Origin of the sequence: Occallatibacter savannae (genome assembly GCF_003131205.1) — a bacterium.
Lineage (GTDB): Bacteria > Acidobacteriota > Terriglobia > Terriglobales > Acidobacteriaceae > Telmatobacter > Telmatobacter savannae.
In genome coordinates this window covers 116,586-132,771 of record NZ_QFFY01000006.1, presented here as the reverse complement: position 1 = coordinate 132,771, position 16,186 = coordinate 116,586, and the positions used below count along the sequence as shown (strand labels likewise).

22 protein-coding genes are annotated in these 16,186 nt (G+C 58.8%); 12 read left to right on the top strand and 10 right to left on the bottom strand.

What is annotated here, in order from left to right; translation table 11 throughout:
* Positions 1–33: 33 nt before the first annotated feature.
* From DHV10_RS21270 to DHV10_RS21260, 3 genes are all read left to right on the top strand, one after another.
* Positions 34–441 (top strand): OsmC family protein, encoded by a 408-nt coding sequence (locus DHV10_RS21270; RefSeq protein WP_109488434.1) that lies wholly within the window; start codon positions 34–36, stop codon positions 439–441.
* A gap of 57 nt (positions 442–498) precedes the next feature.
* Positions 499–1,086: an HAD family hydrolase gene (locus DHV10_RS21265; protein WP_109488433.1), complete on the top strand. Its 588-nt coding sequence runs from the start codon at positions 499–501 to the stop codon at positions 1,084–1,086.
* Between the two features lie 105 nt (positions 1,087–1,191).
* Positions 1,192–2,136: a tetratricopeptide repeat protein gene (locus tag DHV10_RS21260; protein WP_162601737.1), complete on the top strand. Its 945-nt coding sequence runs from the start codon at positions 1,192–1,194 to the stop codon at positions 2,134–2,136.
* On the opposite strand, the gene DHV10_RS21255 is transcribed toward DHV10_RS21260, so the two are convergent.
* Positions 2,133–2,924: a CAP domain-containing protein gene (locus DHV10_RS21255; protein WP_162601736.1), complete on the bottom strand. Its 792-nt coding sequence runs from the start codon at positions 2,922–2,924 to the stop codon at positions 2,133–2,135. The two genes, DHV10_RS21260 and DHV10_RS21255, sit on opposite strands and share 4 nt — an antisense overlap.
* A gap of 72 nt (positions 2,925–2,996) precedes the next feature.
* Positions 2,997–4,466: an AmpG family muropeptide MFS transporter gene (locus tag DHV10_RS21250; RefSeq protein WP_204101494.1), complete on the bottom strand. Its 1,470-nt coding sequence runs from the start codon at positions 4,464–4,466 to the stop codon at positions 2,997–2,999.
* A 133-nt stretch (positions 4,467–4,599) separates the two neighbouring features.
* Here DHV10_RS21250 and DHV10_RS21245 point away from each other — a divergent pair, with 133 nt between their 5' ends.
* Both DHV10_RS21245 and DHV10_RS21240 read left to right on the top strand, forming a co-directional pair.
* Positions 4,600–5,091 carry a hypothetical protein gene (locus DHV10_RS21245; protein ID WP_109488430.1) on the top strand — a complete coding sequence of 164 codons (492 nt, stop codon included), beginning with the start codon at positions 4,600–4,602 and terminating at the stop codon, positions 5,089–5,091.
* A gap of 12 nt (positions 5,092–5,103) precedes the next feature.
* Complete coding sequence (locus tag DHV10_RS21240) at positions 5,104–5,574, top strand: metallophosphoesterase family protein (protein WP_109488429.1); 471 nt, start codon at positions 5,104–5,106, stop codon at positions 5,572–5,574.
* Between the two features lie 252 nt (positions 5,575–5,826).
* Here DHV10_RS21240 and DHV10_RS21235 read toward each other — a convergent pair whose 3' ends face one another.
* From DHV10_RS21235 to DHV10_RS21225, 3 genes are all read right to left on the bottom strand, one after another.
* Entirely contained in the window at positions 5,827–6,171 is a 345-nt protein-coding gene (locus DHV10_RS21235; RefSeq protein WP_109488428.1) for a hypothetical protein, read from the bottom strand.
* Between the two features lie 171 nt (positions 6,172–6,342).
* Positions 6,343–6,687, bottom strand: coding sequence for a hypothetical protein (locus tag DHV10_RS21230; RefSeq protein WP_109488427.1), 345 nt, complete (start codon positions 6,685–6,687; stop codon positions 6,343–6,345).
* Between the two features lie 225 nt (positions 6,688–6,912).
* Positions 6,913–7,392: a hypothetical protein gene (locus tag DHV10_RS21225; protein WP_109488426.1), complete on the bottom strand. Its 480-nt coding sequence runs from the start codon at positions 7,390–7,392 to the stop codon at positions 6,913–6,915.
* Positions 7,393–7,761: 369 nt separating this feature from the next.
* Between DHV10_RS21225 and trxA the strand changes: the two genes are divergently transcribed.
* A complete protein-coding gene (trxA, locus tag DHV10_RS21220; RefSeq protein WP_109488425.1) occupies positions 7,762–8,196 on the top strand; it encodes a thioredoxin in 435 nt (144 codons plus the stop codon).
* A gap of 247 nt (positions 8,197–8,443) precedes the next feature.
* Positions 8,444–8,815, top strand: coding sequence for a PilZ domain-containing protein (locus DHV10_RS21215; protein WP_109488424.1), 372 nt, complete (start codon positions 8,444–8,446; stop codon positions 8,813–8,815).
* Between the two features lie 12 nt (positions 8,816–8,827).
* Here the strand turns inward: DHV10_RS21215 and DHV10_RS21210 are convergent, their stop codons facing one another.
* From DHV10_RS21210 to DHV10_RS21195, 4 genes are all read right to left on the bottom strand, one after another.
* On the bottom strand, positions 8,828–9,433 hold the full coding sequence (locus DHV10_RS21210; RefSeq protein ID WP_109488423.1) for a hypothetical protein: 606 nt from the start codon (positions 9,431–9,433) through the stop codon (positions 8,828–8,830).
* 113 nt (positions 9,434–9,546) lie between these two features.
* Positions 9,547–9,840, bottom strand: a complete 294-nt coding sequence (locus DHV10_RS21205; protein ID WP_162601735.1) for a hypothetical protein — start codon at positions 9,838–9,840, stop codon at positions 9,547–9,549.
* A 31-nt stretch (positions 9,841–9,871) separates the two neighbouring features.
* Positions 9,872–10,432, bottom strand: a complete 561-nt coding sequence (locus DHV10_RS21200; RefSeq protein ID WP_109488421.1) for an RNA polymerase sigma factor — start codon at positions 10,430–10,432, stop codon at positions 9,872–9,874.
* Positions 10,433–10,438: 6 nt separating this feature from the next.
* Positions 10,439–10,816: a hypothetical protein gene (locus DHV10_RS21195; RefSeq protein ID WP_109488420.1), complete on the bottom strand. Its 378-nt coding sequence runs from the start codon at positions 10,814–10,816 to the stop codon at positions 10,439–10,441.
* 388 nt (positions 10,817–11,204) lie between these two features.
* Between DHV10_RS21195 and DHV10_RS21190 the strand changes: the two genes are divergently transcribed.
* The 3 genes from DHV10_RS21190 to DHV10_RS21180 are packed head-to-tail and all read left to right on the top strand — an operon-like array spanning position 11,205 to position 12,746.
* A complete protein-coding gene (locus DHV10_RS21190; protein ID WP_109488419.1) occupies positions 11,205–11,582 on the top strand; it encodes an FG-GAP repeat domain-containing protein in 378 nt (125 codons plus the stop codon).
* The gene (locus tag DHV10_RS21185; protein ID WP_109488418.1) at positions 11,582–12,064 is read left to right on the top strand and encodes an FG-GAP repeat domain-containing protein; all 483 of its coding nucleotides are present in this window, start codon (positions 11,582–11,584) and stop codon (positions 12,062–12,064) included. Before DHV10_RS21190 ends, DHV10_RS21185 begins: the two co-directional genes overlap by 1 nt.
* 19 nt (positions 12,065–12,083) lie before the next feature.
* Complete coding sequence (locus tag DHV10_RS21180; RefSeq protein ID WP_109488417.1) at positions 12,084–12,746, top strand: hypothetical protein; 663 nt, start codon at positions 12,084–12,086, stop codon at positions 12,744–12,746.
* An 862-nt stretch (positions 12,747–13,608) separates the two neighbouring features.
* Here the strand turns inward: DHV10_RS21180 and DHV10_RS21170 are convergent.
* Positions 13,609–14,544: a hypothetical protein gene (locus DHV10_RS21170; RefSeq protein WP_162601734.1), complete on the bottom strand. Its 936-nt coding sequence runs from the start codon at positions 14,542–14,544 to the stop codon at positions 13,609–13,611.
* A gap of 33 nt (positions 14,545–14,577) precedes the next feature.
* On the opposite strand from DHV10_RS21170, the gene DHV10_RS21165 reads away from it, so the two are divergent.
* The gene (locus DHV10_RS21165) at positions 14,578–15,192 is read left to right on the top strand and encodes a hypothetical protein (protein WP_162601733.1); all 615 of its coding nucleotides are present in this window, start codon (positions 14,578–14,580) and stop codon (positions 15,190–15,192) included.
* A 453-nt stretch (positions 15,193–15,645) separates the two neighbouring features.
* A complete protein-coding gene (locus DHV10_RS21160) occupies positions 15,646–16,167 on the top strand; it encodes a hypothetical protein (RefSeq protein ID WP_109488413.1) in 522 nt (173 codons plus the stop codon).
* Positions 16,168–16,186 lie beyond the last annotated feature (19 nt).

Below are 16,186 nucleotides of genomic sequence, written 5' to 3'. Positions count from 1 at the left end.
CTTCGCAGGCTCCAATGCGAAGATAGAATCACCATGGTTCGCATCCAGTCTGAATATCAGGGCGATCTCCACTGCACCTCCGTGCACGCGCCGTCCAAAGCTGAGCTCTCCACCGACGCACCCGTCGACAATCAGGGCCGCGGAGAGAGCTTCTCTCCTACAGACCTCATCGCTACCTCTCTCGGCACCTGCATCCTCACCACGATGGGCATCGTCGCCCGCACGCTTGAGTTCGATCTCACCGGGGCAACCGCGACCGTCGACAAGGAAATGAGCAGCGCGCCTCCAAGAAGAATCGTCCGCCTTCCCATCTCCATCCGCATTCCCCGAACCACAACTCCAGAAAACCAGCAGCGGCTCGAAAATGCAGCGAACACCTGTCCCGTAAAGAAGAGCATTCACCCCGACATCGAGACGCCAATCGAATTCGTCTGGGGCTGATGCGCACCCTGCGTCCGCCGTCACTACGCAACCACGCCAAACAAGGATCCGATTCCGATGATGCTTCAACTCCCCGAAGGCGACTTCCGCGCCTATCTTTTCGACTGCGACGGCACCATCGCCGACTCCATGCCCCTCCACTACAAGGCATGGAAGAAAGCCCTCGCCGAGTACGGATGCACCTACGAAGAAGACCTTTTCTATTCCTGGGGAGGCAAGCCCGTCCGCAAGATCATCGCCGATCTCAACGAGATCCACGGCCTCAACATGCCCGTCGACGAACTCGCCGATCACAAAGAGAAGCTCTATCACGCGCAGCTTCCCGAGCTCCAGGGAATCCCCGAAGTCCTCGAGCATATCGAGGCCCAGCACGGCCGCATCCCCTTCGCCGTCGTCTCCGGCAGTCGTCGCAACTCCGTCGTCGGCTCCCTCACCGCGCTCAACCTGCTCGACAAATTCGATGTGCTCGTCTGCGCTGAAGACTACAAGCACGGCAAGCCCGCCCCAGACGGCTTCCTCCTCGCCGCGCAGAAGCTCAACGTGGCTCCCGAACACTGCCTCGTATTCGAAGACACCGACCTCGGCATCCAGGCAGCCACCGCCGCCGGCATGAAATCCGTCCTCGTCGCACAAAAGCGCGGCTGAAGACCTCGCTCATCACCATCCTTGCTACGTTGGTCACAATCAGCGGGCAACCAGTGCTTTCGGTAAAGCATGATTCTCCTGCACACCGATCTGAGCGAGGATCCCATGCATCTGCTCGTTGCTCTGGCGTTCGTCTCTTCCCTTTTCGCATTCTCAAGCTCGGCCCAGTCTCCCGCATCGCCCGACGCCGCCGACAAAGCATACAGCTCCCAGAACTGGCCCGAAGCCGAGCGCCAGTACTCCGACCTCACCGACCAGCAGCCCGACAATGCGCGCTTCTGGTATCGCCTCGGCGTCTCCGCGCGAGCAGACAAGCACTTCGACGCCGCACTCGCAGCATTGGAAAAGGCGAAAGCACTCGGCGTTGGCCACGGCCTTCCCGCCCCACTTGCCGACTACGAACTCGCCACTACCTACGCGGGCATCGGCGACACGCAACGCGCCCTCACCATTTTGAAAACATCCGCGTACGCCGGCTTCATGCAACCCGCGCGCCTCGACAACGACGCCGAATGGACCTCTCTCCGCGCCGACTCGCAGTTCATCGCCCTCGCAAAAGAAGTCCACCACAACGCCGCGCCCTGCGAAGATCCCGAGTTCCGGCAATTCGACTTCTGGCTCGGCGACTGGAACGTCGCCTCCGCAGCCGACGGCACTCCGCGCGGCTCCAGCCATATCTCCAAAGAAATGGCCGGCTGCGTTGTCTGGGAAAACTGGACCTCAGCGGGCTCTCCCTACTTCGGCAAGAGCTACAACACCTGGAACCCCAACCTCAAGCGCTGGGAGCAATACTGGGTCGACACCTCAGCTGGCGTCATGTTCTTCCACGGCGAACTCAAGAACAACATCATGGACTACTGGACCGACGACGTCCCGCAATCCACCGGCGGAACCTTCCTCCGTCACCTGCAATTCTTCAATCTTGGACCCGACAAAGTCCGCCAGTTCTCGCAGGGATCGAACGACAGCGGCAAGACCTGGCACACCGAATACGACCTGATCTACACGCGCACAACCAAAACAGATCAGGCCGCCGCGGCCTCGCACTAGTACAGCAACACCGCCACTCTGTACGCCGTAAACGTTCCCGCCTCTCCGCTTGCTTCGCACGTCCCAACTGCAGCCTCGCGAAACCGCTTCGACGCAATCTGCTGCACAAGGTTTTGCGGCAGATGACTCAGGTCTGAATCCTGCCATCGCATCACAAAGCTCGGCTCCGCGCCATTCTCCACCCGCGGAAAGCCGCGGTTCGCAGTGCAAGCTTCACGGGCCAGCGCATGATTGGCCAGCACCTTTACGCCGCTCCGCTCCAGCAACGAGCCCACCTTCTCTTCCACCTGCGCCGGCGAATACGCGTCCACCGCACGCGTAAAATCGGCTGTCGCATACAGCACTCCGCGCCGCGCAATCACCGCAATCCCAATCCGATTCACTTCGGGATTCAGCATGTTCTCGCGATGCAGCTTCGAGTTCATCCACGCGTCGTGAATCTCCTCCGACGTCGGCCCCACCGCAATGTTCTCTTCAATCAAATTGAAATGCGCGCCCGAAAGCCCTGCCCGCTCTGACAGAACCAGTTCGCCCGGATAGTCATGCTGAATCGCGCCGCCCTCGCTCACCATCCGTCGCGTGTGCCTCAGAGCAGCCTGTGCTAGCGCCGGGTCCCACTTCAGCGCAGGCGCTCCCACCTGTGCCCTTGCTTGGTTCGCCAGTGCCACCAGCCGTTCCGATTCCGTCTTCAGATACTCGTCGCTCTGCGCCTTGAGAAGATCTGCCCCGCACATCAGCAACAGAATGCAGACCGCAGAAGGGAGGAAATATTTAATTGATAAATTCACGACTACCTATATCCATACACGATTTATGCAATCCGTTGCGCTTACCATCGTAATCGCCGCTGCAATCTCCACTCACGACGCCGCTTGCTCCTTTTGCTCGTTCGATCCATCGCGCGGCCCTACCCACGCAATCAGCAACAAGGATGGCAATCCCACCAGGCTTGTCAGCACAAAAAACTTCACCCAGCCCATCCTCTCCGACAACACTCCTCCCGAAGAAGCAATCACAGTCCGGCTCAACGACGCGAGCGACGACAGCAGCGCAAACTGCGTCGCCGTAAACGCCGGCGAGCAGAGACTCGAGAGCCAGGTGATCAACGCTGTCCCGGCCATGGCGCCCGTCAAGTTCTCCGCCGTCACGCACAGCGCCAGATACCCGATCCGGTGCCCGCCCGTGGCCTGCAGAACAAAAAACAGATTCCCAATCGACTGCAGGATCCCGCACACAATCAGCGACCGCCGAATCCCAAACTTCGTCGTCACCACGCCGCCAATCAATGCGCCCGTCACGATTGAGAAGAATCCGAAGATCTTCGACGCCGTCGCGATCTCCGGCAGTCTGAATCCCAGTGAGATGTAAAGTGGCGTCGACATCACGCCGGCCATCGCCTCGCCCATCTTGTAAAGGAAGATCGCAATCAGAATCACCGGCCACAGCGGTCGCCGCACGAAGTCGCGAAACGGCTCGATCACTGCCTTGTAGAGCGAGTGAAGCATCGCCTGCCACACCGTTCGCGCAACATACGACTTCTCGGCTGGCACCTTCGGTTCAGGACCGAACAGGAACACCAGCAGTCCCACTCCCAGCAGCGCTGCCATCGTGGCATATGCCGCAAACCACCCTGCCGATGCAGCGATGAACAATGCGCCCGCTCCTGAAACCAGCATGGCGACCCTGTACCCCGATTGCACCATCGCTGCGCCTGGTGCCTGCTGATCCGCGCTCAGACTCTCCACGCGCCACGCGTCAATCACGATGTCCTGGCTCGCCGACAGAAACGCCACCGCCACCGCCAGCACCGCCATCCGCGTCAGGTTGTGCTTCGGGTCGCACGACCCAAGCGCCAGAATCGCCGCGATCAGCAGAATCTGGATCGTGATCCCCCATCCCCTTCTTCGCCCCAGCGGTATGGGCGGAGGCACCCGGTCGATCAAAGGCGCCCACACAAACTTGAAGGAATACGAAGTCCCCACCAGCGCAATCGCCCCCAGCGCCGCCCGCTTCACTCCCACCGTCGCCAGCCACGCCTGCAGAGTCGAGTAGGTCAGCAGCAGCGGCAGCCCGCTCGAGAACCCCAGCGCCAGCACCTGCAGCACCCGCGGTTGCGTATACGTCGCCAGCGCGTCCCGCCAGTTCCTTCGCGCGTGTACTTCGTTGGTTCCGAGCGATTCCTTCATCTTGGTTTTCAGGTACTCCGATCCGGCAACGTGCACTACTTTCTTATTGATGATCGCAGGAAGCAGGCTTTCCGCAGTGTCGGCGCGGTCATTGCGCGTGTCGATGTAGTCAACGTTACGCGACTCTCCAATCTGCTTTCGCATTTTCAATGCGGGGATCCATTACTCTCGTTCCCTTCCCCGCTGCAGCAACAGAAGGCGCAGTGCTTGGCTTCAACATCCTGGGAGATGCGACGCCCGATCGACCATCGCGCGCATCCTGAAATGAGGTTGTGTGATGGTCATGCTCAAAAAAGGCGACTGCGAACACTGCGGGCGCTTCTATCGATACACCTTGTGGCACTCCGGTTTCGGCGATAACTCCTACGCCTATTGCGATACGTGCGGCATGCTCGCTCTCTTCAACTACTCCAACGAATACGTCTCCGCCCTGCCCTCTCCTGCAGACAAGTTCGGCGAGATCGAATCCTCCTGGGAGCCGTGGCTTCAGCCCTGCCCGTGCGGAGGTCAATTTCGCAAAGGCGCATCGCCCCGCTGTCCGTCGTGTAATCAAAAGCTCTCCGCAACCCATGCCGCCGCACACATCGAGGCACAGGCCCTCGGCGCGCGCGGCTGGAGGTGGCAGAACTCTTGGAGCGGCATCTACTGCATCGCCATGAACGACCCGCTCAACCCCGGCTCCGTCATGCAGGTCATTGATCCCATCGCGAAAAAAGAGCCCGCCAGGCTCAAACGCCGCTGGCCCGTCCTCTTCAGCTTCGGCAGATGATCAAATAAGCAGATGATCATCGGTGTCGTCAGCGATACGCACGGCTTGTTGCGGCCTGAAGTCATTCCAGCCCTCCAGGGCGCCGAACACATACTCCACCTCGGCGATGTTGGCGACTTCACGATTCTCAAATCGCTCGAGCAGATAGCACCCGTCACCGCCATCCGCGGCAACGTTGACCGCTCCGGCAAATGCGCCAAGCTTCCCGAAACCGAAGTCGTCCTCCTCGAGAGCCACTACCTCTACCTGCTGCACGACGTACAGACCATCCACCTCGATCCCGCCGCCGCAAAGTTTTCAGTGGTCCTCTTTGGCCACTCCCACAAGCCTGAGATTCGCCGCCACAAAGGCGTTCTCTACTTCAACCCCGGCTCCTGCGGCCCCCGCCGCTTCAGCCTGCCCGTCTCCATCGGCAAGCTCACCGTCGAGGAAGGCTCAGCCCCATCGGCCGAAATCATCCACCTCGACATCGCTGCAACTTAGGTCGGCTCCGCGGAGCGGACTCAGCGACTAAGCAGCATGCTGAAAAACTCAATGAATGCCTGATTTGTATCAGGGCATAGCTTTCAGCCATGCCGCCAACGTACGAATGAACCTGGGCTTTAGCCCCTGCACAGCTCTACTTGCGGCGCCGATCCGCGCCACGGAGTGCTGTCAAAGAAGTGGTTTTAGCCGTTGAGGGAAGATCCTCAGTCGCAATAACTCTTGAGCAAGCTGTAACGAAATGTAGCTGGACTAGAACTGCCTCGTGTACTGCCGCACGTCGCGGATCCCCGCTCCGATTCCCAGCACGTGTTCAACGCGGCGCTGAAAAGGATCTGCGCCCACGCCAAGCGGCTGCGCGGCCTCTTCGCTCGCGGCCTCTCTTGACGGCGTCGCCTCAGCCCTGCCCATCGGCTCGTCCTTCACAGGTGCAGGAGCCGGCGCTTCAATCTCGCCTAGAATCGGTTTCAGCACCAGGATCAGCTGCTCCACATGCCCCTTGCGAACACGAAGCCGCTCGAACTCCGCAGTGATTTCGGCCAGCTCTGCCTGTGCTGCGTCGAACGCGACGCGATAGATCTCCCCATGCGTTTTCATGCCGCGAGTCTAGCACGTACGCAATCGGCAGCAGTAAGAGTCAATAGTAAGAGTTACCGCAATCGCGGCGCGCGCTGCGGCATAGAGATCGACTGAAACCGGATTGGCAAAAGATTGTCGGCGCGCCTCCGTTGCATCGCGCACCGACTCACTTTCAAAACTCCTCAGCGATCAGAACTGGCGGTTGAACTTCCGCCCCACTCCGTGTCCCAGCGCGCTATTCAACCGGCTCGCAAACGGATCTCCCGAACCTGCGCCATTCGTGCTCTGGTACTGGTAGCTTGGCGCTTCTTCCAGAGCCTGGCTCGCCTGTTCCGCGGCATCCGACGCGCTCTGCATCGCCGCCGCGGCAGCCGCCGCCTCTTCTGCTCCCAGCAGTGGTTTGAGCGCCATGACCACCTTCTCTATGCGCTCCTTGCGCGCCCGAAGCTCCTCGAACGCGCCGACAATGTCCTTCAGCTCGCTGCTCGCGGAGTCAAACGCTACGCGATAGACTTCTCCGATGTTGGGCTTCATATCGATCTCCACTCCGCGAATTTAGCACGATTTCCGGGCGCCCCAACAACTTCCTTCTGCAACTAATAGGTGACGTAAGTAGAACATTATATTGCTACTTAGACGCACTCAGGCGCTCCCGTCAAACGTACCGGGAGCGCCTGATTTGGGTTGACCTATCCCGCTCCGTTTTGAGCGGGAAGGACTCGGTTTTCGTCTGCGCCGGAATCAATCCAGCGCCTCAGACTAGATGGGCGACAGAAGCCCCTCGGGCCTCTGCTGCCAGCCCCACAGTGCATCGTCGATGCGGCGCTGGAACGGATCCGCCGACGGCTGCCGGAAATACGCAATCTGTTCCGCAGTCGCGTCGTCCGCGTGCACCGCAACGGTTTCAAGAACCGGCTCCGGCTCAGGCTCCACTGCCACCGGCACCGGCTCGGTTGCGACAACCTCCATGCCCGGTCCGGAGACCTGCATGAAAGTGAATTGCGGTTCGGGTTCAGGTGCGGGTTGCTCGATCGCGGGCGCAACAAACTCGGCGATGGGGGCGCTCGCCTCGATGGTTGGGGTTGCGGTCTCCGCGTGGAGACCAATAAACGGCCTTAGCGCCTCGACAACAGCCTCAATCTGCTCCTTGCGCGAGCGGAGAGCGTCGAACTGCGCAACAATGTCGTGAAGTTCCTTGGTGGCTTCATCCAGTGCGAATCGGTAAGTTTCTTGTCTCATAGTCAACCCTTGGGTGATTCTGTCCCACGTAGGTGTTACGAAACAAGAGCTAAGTAACTCAAGGTCGAATTACTCCTGTAACGCAAGTAACATGCGCCATTTCCCTTTCGGGTCCCCCTCCCCTTCCGGAACCGCCTCGCGGGGTGCCCGTCCTGAGCGAAGTCGAAGGATCCCTCGCTTTCGGGGACCGGGTAGAGAAAGCTCGACATGTTTAGAAGGCGGGTGCCCCATCCTAAATTGGCCTTCAGGCCGATTTAGGGTGGGAAGCGACAAACTCCACTCCCGGGGTCGACCCACTTTTCCCTCCGACCTCGCATCGCACTCGCTCAGAATGAATCACTTCTGATATCACCTCTTCAGGAGCCCATCATGCCCATCGTCCGACCCTGTCCCGCCTGCGGCAAACCCAATCGCATCCCCGCAAAACACCTCTCCGATGTCGGCCGATGCGGCGCATGCAAAGCTCCTCTCACCGCCATGGCCGAGCCCGTCGAAGTCACCACCGCCGAGTTCGACGAAATCGTCCGCGACAGCAAGGTCCCCGTGCTCGTCGACTTCTGGGCCTCATGGTGCGGCCCCTGCCGCATGGCCGCTCCCCACGTCGCGCAAACCGCCCGCGATCTCGCCGGACGCGCCGTCGTCCTCAAAGTCGACACCGAGGCTCACCCCGACCTCGCCGCGCGCTTTCGCGTCCAGAGCATCCCCAACTTCGCAGTCTTCTCCAAAGGAAATCTCCAGTTCCAGCAAGCCGGCCTCGTCACCGCCGACGTAATGAAAAGCTGGATCGCCAAACTCAGCCTCTGAAACTCCGGGTGCCCCATGTCTCCCGTCTTTAGAGACATGGGAAAGAAGAAAGCTCACCTGACGACTGCGGGTGCCCTTCCTGAGCGGAGCCGAAGGATCCCTCGCATTTGGGGACCGGGGAGAGAAAAGTGAGTAACGAGCATACCTGAGCCGAGCCGAAAGATCTCGCCTTTTGGGAGACCGGGGACCAACTGACCCTCAAGCCCCTCAGCCTCTCCGCCGATGTGTTCTTCAGACCTGCACACCCATGCCCGACCCGCCGCCACCCAACACCAACTCCCGCCCCGACCGTCGCCGCAGCATCCGCATCTGCTGTTCGGGCGCGGCCGAGGGCGTCTCCGATCAGCCCGGCCATCTCTTTCGCGGCGAACTTCGCAACATCAGCGAAACCGGCTGCTTCATTTCCGTCAGAGCATCACTGCGGCTGCCCCCAGGCGCCTGCGTTCAACTCCGCTTCCGTCTCGGCCGCGCAGAATACAATGCCGTAGCCCGCGTCATCGAAACCCTGCCCTCCTCCGGGCTCCGCCTGCACTTCATCGCCACCGACCCGGCCTTCATCGACCGCATCCGCCAGATCGTCCGTCCAGACCGCCGGCCCGCAGCTCCAGACCTGCCCTGAAAAACCTGATCGCTACGGCTTCTTTGCCGGCTGGCTCGCCGTCTGTGGCGGATACGCCTTCTCCACCTGCTGCTTCAACTGCTTCACCAGCAGAACCTGCGGTGCGCTCAACCCGTCCTGCATCGCGCCCGTCCACAGCAGCCCGCCCCGCGAGCCATCCGGATTCACGGCATACACGCGCAGCAGGTCCTCTACCGGCCCCGCCTCCGCACGCCCGCCAATCTCCGTCGATACACCGCCGGACCGGCTGTTCGGGTCCGCCGGACTCCGGCTCCCCGGATACCCCGCTCCAAGCTCCGGCCCCGTCCCGATCCCTACTCCCCCGTGCGCCTGCGCTCCCACCAGCCGGCCCTTGCGCACCACCATCATCAGCTCCGCCTCATGCTGATTCAGCGTCACCGCATACTTGTTCCAGTCCTTCACCTCATCCTGCACGTCCGCGATCGCCTCGCGATCCTCGGGAAACAGCCGCGGATTCATGATGTCCCCATCCTCCGCCGCAACATAAACGAACCGCGCGGTATTCAGAATCTCCGGCACAGTCTTCTTCTTATCTTTAGCCAGCGCCAGCGGCGCGGCTAGCGCGAGGGCGAGAACTACGGGCGTTACCAGCTTCATCCGGGTGCCTCCGTCCTGCATCGTTTGACGGATCAAGCATACGCCCGGCTCTGCTTTATTTCGCGAGAAGCAAGCCGGCCTCAGCCCACATCCCAAACAACTCAGAAATGCGATCACGCCTCGGAACGCGCGACCGCTGCTCGTCCCGTCTTCCACGCCACAAACGCCGCTGAACCCACAGTAGCGGCTGCCAGAATGCCCACAATCGGCAGCCACCCCAGGCCCGCGTTATGCATGATCGCCAGCGATGTCAGCGCCGACGCCACAACGTAAGCGGCGAACACAATCCAGCGGTATCGCCCCAGCAGGTCGGAGTCGCGCTTCGCAGCTCGCACAATCTTCCGCTCAAAATTTGATGAAAGCGCGGGAACCGGAGCCCTCATCCGATCCATCAGCAAGCGATCCATCTCCAGATCTTCTGCGTCGTGATGTTCCGTTTCAGTCACAGGAGAGTCCCCTCTCTTTCAGCATTCCGTGAAGCATTTTCCGGGCGCGATGCAGATACGACTTGACCGTGTTTTCGGGTACGCCCAGCGACTCTGCAATCTCGCCCACCGCCGATCCGAACCAGTAGTACTGACGCAGAGCCGACTGATACAACTCCGGCAGCGTCTCAATGCACTCTTCAAGCGCCTTGTCCCGCTGAGCTGACTCCATCTGCTTCTCCAACCCAGGCCCCGAGCCCGCAAGCCGGTGAAGCGCAGTGTCGTCCTCGTGTGGACGCCGAAAGCGTGCGCGCTCCTTCACATTCACGGCGTGGTTGAACGTCACGCGATAGATCCAGGAGCCGAACTGCGCTTCACCGCGAAACGTTTTGAGCGAGTGGTGAATCTTCAGAAACACCTCTTGCGCAACATCCTCGGCTTCAGGAATGAACTCCCTGCCGAGAATTGAAACAGCCAGCCGAAAGACCCGGTCCCTGTACCGCCGAACCAGTTCGGCGAACGCTTTCTGGTCTCCGTCCTGCGCGCTGGCAACGAGTTGAGCGTCGTCGTGCACGGGGAGCTAGCGCCTGACCATTCCCAGAACATGAAAGAGGATGAGGCCGGCCCCCATGAACACAAACGGCAGCGGCGAAATCCACCACGCATGCGAAGTCGGAGGCATGGTCAAGTAAAGCACGACCATCGTTCCAATCGACAACGTAGATAGGATGATGCCGAGCACGGGCAGCACCGGCACATCCGGAGCATGCGGCTTCTCCTCCATCAGATCCAGCGGAAACTCGGGAAGCGGTATTCCCTTCTCCAGCGCTGCCATTCGTTCCTGATGGATAATCTCCATCCTCTGCTTCCGGGTTGCGTGCTTGATGAACAGATAACTCACAATGCCGCCCGACAGCGCCAGCGCAACCAGTCCATCCCCAATCGTCGTCACACTCATCTTCCACCTCAGCCTTAGGACAGGGCGACTCCCGATCCGGTTGCAGCCACCGGGCCAGAAGAGCCGGTGTGCCCCGAGCCGGGTGCCCCCGGTCCCTCGCACTTGGGGACCGGGGAAAGCTCTGATCCCTGAATCAAATCCGGGTGCCGGGTGCCCCAGGTCTCGATTTTGAGACCTGGGAGATCCCGAGGCCGCCGTGAGCTTGTCCATGTGTCTCCCGTCTTTGGAGACTTGGGGAGTCAACAAACCACGTTAAATTCGCCGCTTTCGTTCACAAGTCGTGTTCTCGCTCGTCCGTCGAGAGCAGAATGCAACCCTTAGCGGCCATCTGTCTTCCAATCGGCTCGAGGTCCAGCCATGTATCGATCCCTGAAAGCACTCACCGCGCTTGCGGCTAGGCGCCATTTGCTGCGCGGCTGCAGCACAAACCACCTTCTCCCCAAAGTATGTCGCTATCAATCAATATCCCCAGCATCGGCTCCAGGCCGATCTCAACGGCGACGGAATTCCAGACGTGCTTATTTCTGAAAACAACGGTCAGCTCAAAGAATTGCTGTCGAATGGGAATGCCTCGTACACCGCAGTCACTCCATCGGCCCCTGAATCCGCCTACACGCCTCTGGCGTCAGGAGACTTCAACGGAGACGGCAAGAACGATGTGTTCTTCTACGATGCTACCGGTGGAAGCAAGCTATTTGTGGTTGGTACGGAAACGGGAAAGGCGGCTTCAGTTCCCTTCAGCAGGCGCCGAATCTACCCGGAATAGTGACCGGAGAGACCGCGACGATTGTTGCCGAAACCGGAGACTTCAACGGCGATGGCAGGCCGGATCTCGCAATGGCCTATCAGCAAAACCTGAATTTCCAACCGGTGAGCATCAACGTGGTGCTCTACCTGAATAATGGCAATGGTTTCACGAATGCCGGAACGGTGTGGAAGTTCGCGATGCTGGCTGGCTCCCAGGGCGGTGTCAACTATCATTCGACGCCGGAATTTGATCTGCTTGTCGGAGACTACGACGCGGATGGACACGCTGACCTGGCGTTGCGATACCTCATTGCGAATGACCCGACTACCGCTGATGCGAACCTCGTTATCCTCTATGGAAACGGCGCCGGCAAGTTCACTCCCACAACGGTATTTGCAAATCGCGAGAGCTTTCTTCAGTTCGACTCCGCCGACTTGAACGACGACGGGCGCACTGACCTGGTGGGCGTCGATCTGGACCATTCGATCCACATCTTCTAGCGGACATGCGAATCGTGTGATGTCCGAGCAAACGATCTCATCCAGCGCTACCGCCGGGACCGCGCTCGAGACCGTTCCTCCACGCGTTGCTGACTTCGATGGAAACGGCACAAAGGACATCCTGTTTGCAGCCTTCGATCCAGCGAGCAATACCGGCTCGACCGGCGTCCGGGTGCTCTATCGGAGTTCGTCGGGCACGTTTACGCTCGGCGGTTACAACAAGCTGGACGATTTCACCATCGACAGTATTGGAGAGAATCCTTTCACTGCAGACATGATCGGTGACTACAATCGCGATATGAAGCCGGATGCCGGGTTCTTGTTGACGGACAACGCGGTCAAGCACCCCGAAAGTCTTGCTATGGTGCTCAACACCGGGACCAAGGCATTTGGAACCTGTTCTCCGCCATCTCTCGGCATTCATGTTTGTTCGCCCGGTACAAGCGCCGCAACAACAAGCGTGGCGTTCACTGTCAGTGCGACGTCCTTTTACAGGTTGCGCAAGTTGGAGATCTGGGTAGACGGCGTAAAGAAGAGAGAGACTTATCACGTCTTCGGTACTCAGGGTTATGATCACGCAACATTGAGCCTGTCGGCGGGCAAACACACGGTGGCCGTCTATGCGGTCGCGATGGATGAGTCCATGAAGCTGCACACATCCTTCACCGTCACAGTGCAGTAGCGATCGCTCTTACCTGAAAGAGGGACCATCCTTGCGAATGGTCCCTCTTGTGCGTGAGCTGACGGCGTTATCAAGACTGGTGCGACAGGTTAAATCCGCACCTGCGAATTAAAGCGACTCGAGTGAATGCGTTCTTTGCGTATCGGGAGAGCACCAGCGATTGTCGCTCTAAGGCCAAGTTGTTGGCCTCAGTGTCCACATTGCCGACGATAGGACAGTTGCGCTCAACAGCTCGCTTCTCCATTACAAAGTGTCATTCCGACCGGAGCGCAGCGGAGTGGAGGAACCTGCAGTTGTTTTTTTCAGTAGCAAAACCACATTCCTCAACTTCCGAGTGGCCGACCATAGGACAGTTGCGCTCAACAGCTCGCTTCTGCGACACAGAGTGTCATTCCGACCGGAGCGTAGCGGAGTGGAGGAACCTGCAGTTGTTTTTCCGTCGCAAACCAAATTCCTCAACTTCCGAGTGGCCGACCGCTCGACCTTAAGGACAGATGCTAGGCTCAAGAACGAGACGCAATGCGACCCGATCTGCTTCCCAAAAGCCGTTCAGTTGACGAGCTCCTCTGGAACGGAGATCGGAGAGCGACCCCGATACAGAGAGCCGCGCTCGTTCTCTATAGCCTCATGTTCTTGTTCGTAGTGTTCTTGTCCATAGTGGTGTGGATCAAGAATGACTATTGGATCATACGAGCGTTTGCGGTCTTCATGGGCGCTGTTGGTGCTGTATTCAGCATTCGTTTTGCGAGAAACATCTTCCGTCACTAGGATCGAATAACCGGCAACCCGGAACTTTGCCGGATCTTTGCCTCAAAGCAACAACCTGCACTTTGCCAGTGAATGTCGATTTGCCAGTGGATCATTACTTCGAGATCGGCCGGATCGATCCCACCATCGCATTGAGTTGTTCCTGAGTGAGCACTTGTCCATGCCCTTCGCTCCCCCCTATATCAAATGCAAGATGGTGATCAGATCCATCGAACAGATCGATATGCGTGTTGTAGGGCGGAGCGTCCGGGTTTCCGAGTTGAAACCCGCGAAACTCACCGGAGGAAATCATATAGATGGGACGAACCGTTAAGGAGTGCATCGAGTCCGATTCCGTGAGGGCAACGAATTTCAAAAAGAGCAAGAGTGCTGCTCTCCTGTTTTGTGAGGAGCGCAACCTCCACCATTTCACCTGTTCCGGCTTAACAGACATCGCCGCCTGTATCAGTTTGAACTTTGTCTGGAGCAACTCCGGGTCAAGCAATTTCTTCGCATCTTTGTCGCTGTGAACTGGTCCGAATATGACTGAATCCCCGTCGTTCAATGTGCGAGGAAATTCCAGCCAGCCATTGGGGAATACCACGAGCCCTGTTTTATCGAATCTTCTCGCGATCCCCGTATTCGGCAGCCGGAACTCGAAGCCAAATTGCTCAACGCTCGAGTTGGACAAAGGACCTTCAGTCTTGTTGGAGAGGCTTACGGGAATAATGCTCAGTTGGGGATCAAATTTGCCGAGATGATTCGAGGACAGCCAAGGCTGAAGCAGGTAAAGAACGCCACATCCAACGGCTGCGATCACACACAGCAGTCCGATGATCTTTCCAGTAACAATTGCAGACCTGGCGATCGTGCGACAAGCCAACCCCCACCGCACGTGCCACCACTTGAGCGCTTGCTCTTCCACGCGCCGATAATAGCAGGACGTACATTCCTGGCCGATGACCGGCAAACATCGCGTTAAGAGCAAGAAGTTGCCAATGTCAGCATCGCCGACGATAGGACAGTTGCGCTCAACAGCTCGCTTCTCCAATACAGAGTGTCATTCCGACCGGAGCGTAGCGGAGTGGAGAACCTGCAGTTGTTTTTTCCGTCGCAAAACCTAGTTTCCGTATTGCCGACGATACGGCTAGAGCAGCTTGTATATTGGGATCATTCAGCCATGAAGACACTTCTCGGCGTTGCTATGGTCGCAATGCTCTCTATCGCATCCTGTGTTGCCCAGACAGGCACAGTGATTTTCTACACTCCGGGCAATTCAGTAAAGAGCGTGTCGGCAGGTCTTCTTCCAAGAAGCCAGCAGCCTTTCACTGGTTGGCTCTTTGACGGCACACAGCGCCTAGCCCACGTCAGCCCCGGACGATTTATGACCTTTCATCTCGATCCGGGAGCACACACCTTCACCGTCCCGTGGCACTCGACCAAGCCCGGTAAGGACCAGCTCTTGATCAACGTTGAAGGCGGCGGTCAGTACTGCGTTCGGTTATACGCAATCATGACAAACTTCGAATTGATTCCGTTTGAACGGCTCAACAGCCAAATGGAAGAAGTTCCTTGTCAACAAGCGCAGCGCGAAGCCGCCCACATGAAGCCCATCGAAATCAAGCGCGTCGACCCTTTTGTCCGCGTCGAACTTGACCCCTCAACGACCTTCCCTAGCGAGAGTCAGTCGCAGCATTAGCCACCCAAAAACCGTCCACGGGCCTTTGGATGCAGCACTCTGGGCGGATTACCGGCCATGCGACACTTGAGAGCACATTCTTGCACCCTCCTTCCATGCATCTCCCCTGAACGATGTTCTTCCTCCGTCAACCCCCTTCATCGTCCCGCTCCCCTAAAGCCCTGATTCCACTCGCCAATCTCCCCGCCCGGCTTTGCAGTCAATAAACCTCTCCCGGCGCATACTAGGTACGTAGATCGACACCACATCCAAAACAGCCCAAGCCACGCGGCCCTGCGCATGTCAGGACACGCGCGGCCAAGTCACCCTAAACCCCTCATTTGAAGGATTTTAGTACCTAAGTTTCCCAGATTTACGTATTTACAGCCGCTTGCTCGCGTAAGCCATTGAAAACACTATCCACCCCGGGAGGGGGGTAGCCCTCTCGCGGGCAGTTGCGGCAATAGGAGAATCATGTTCAACGAATGCCGTCACATCAAGAACGATGGAGCCCGCTGCGGCTCCCCGGCCCTCAAGGGCAAACCATACTGCTACTTCCATATGAAGTTCGAAGGCGTTAACCGGGTTCCATCGCCGCAGATCCTGCCCATCGAGGACTCCACCTCCATCCTCCTCGCCCTCGGCCAGGTCATCCGCGCCCTTCGCGACGAAACCATCAGCTCCAGGAACGCCGGCCGCATGCTCTACGCCCTTCAGATCGCCGCATCCGTGGTCAAACAGCGCGAACACGCTAAACCCGCCGTACCCGTTCGCTCCGTACACAACGTTGACGGCGAACCGCTCGACTTCCACGAAGCATACGTCTCAGCCGCAACCATGCTCGCTCCCGAAAACACCGTCTGCGAACCCCCGCACGACTGCGCCGAGTGCCGGCAGCAAGAAACCTGCACCCGTCCCGACGCGGCACAATTCATCATGGACCGCAGGATCTTCGCGGCATCATCGCCTGCATCCACCCCGACGAGGAAGCAATGAACTGATCGAACTTCAAGCA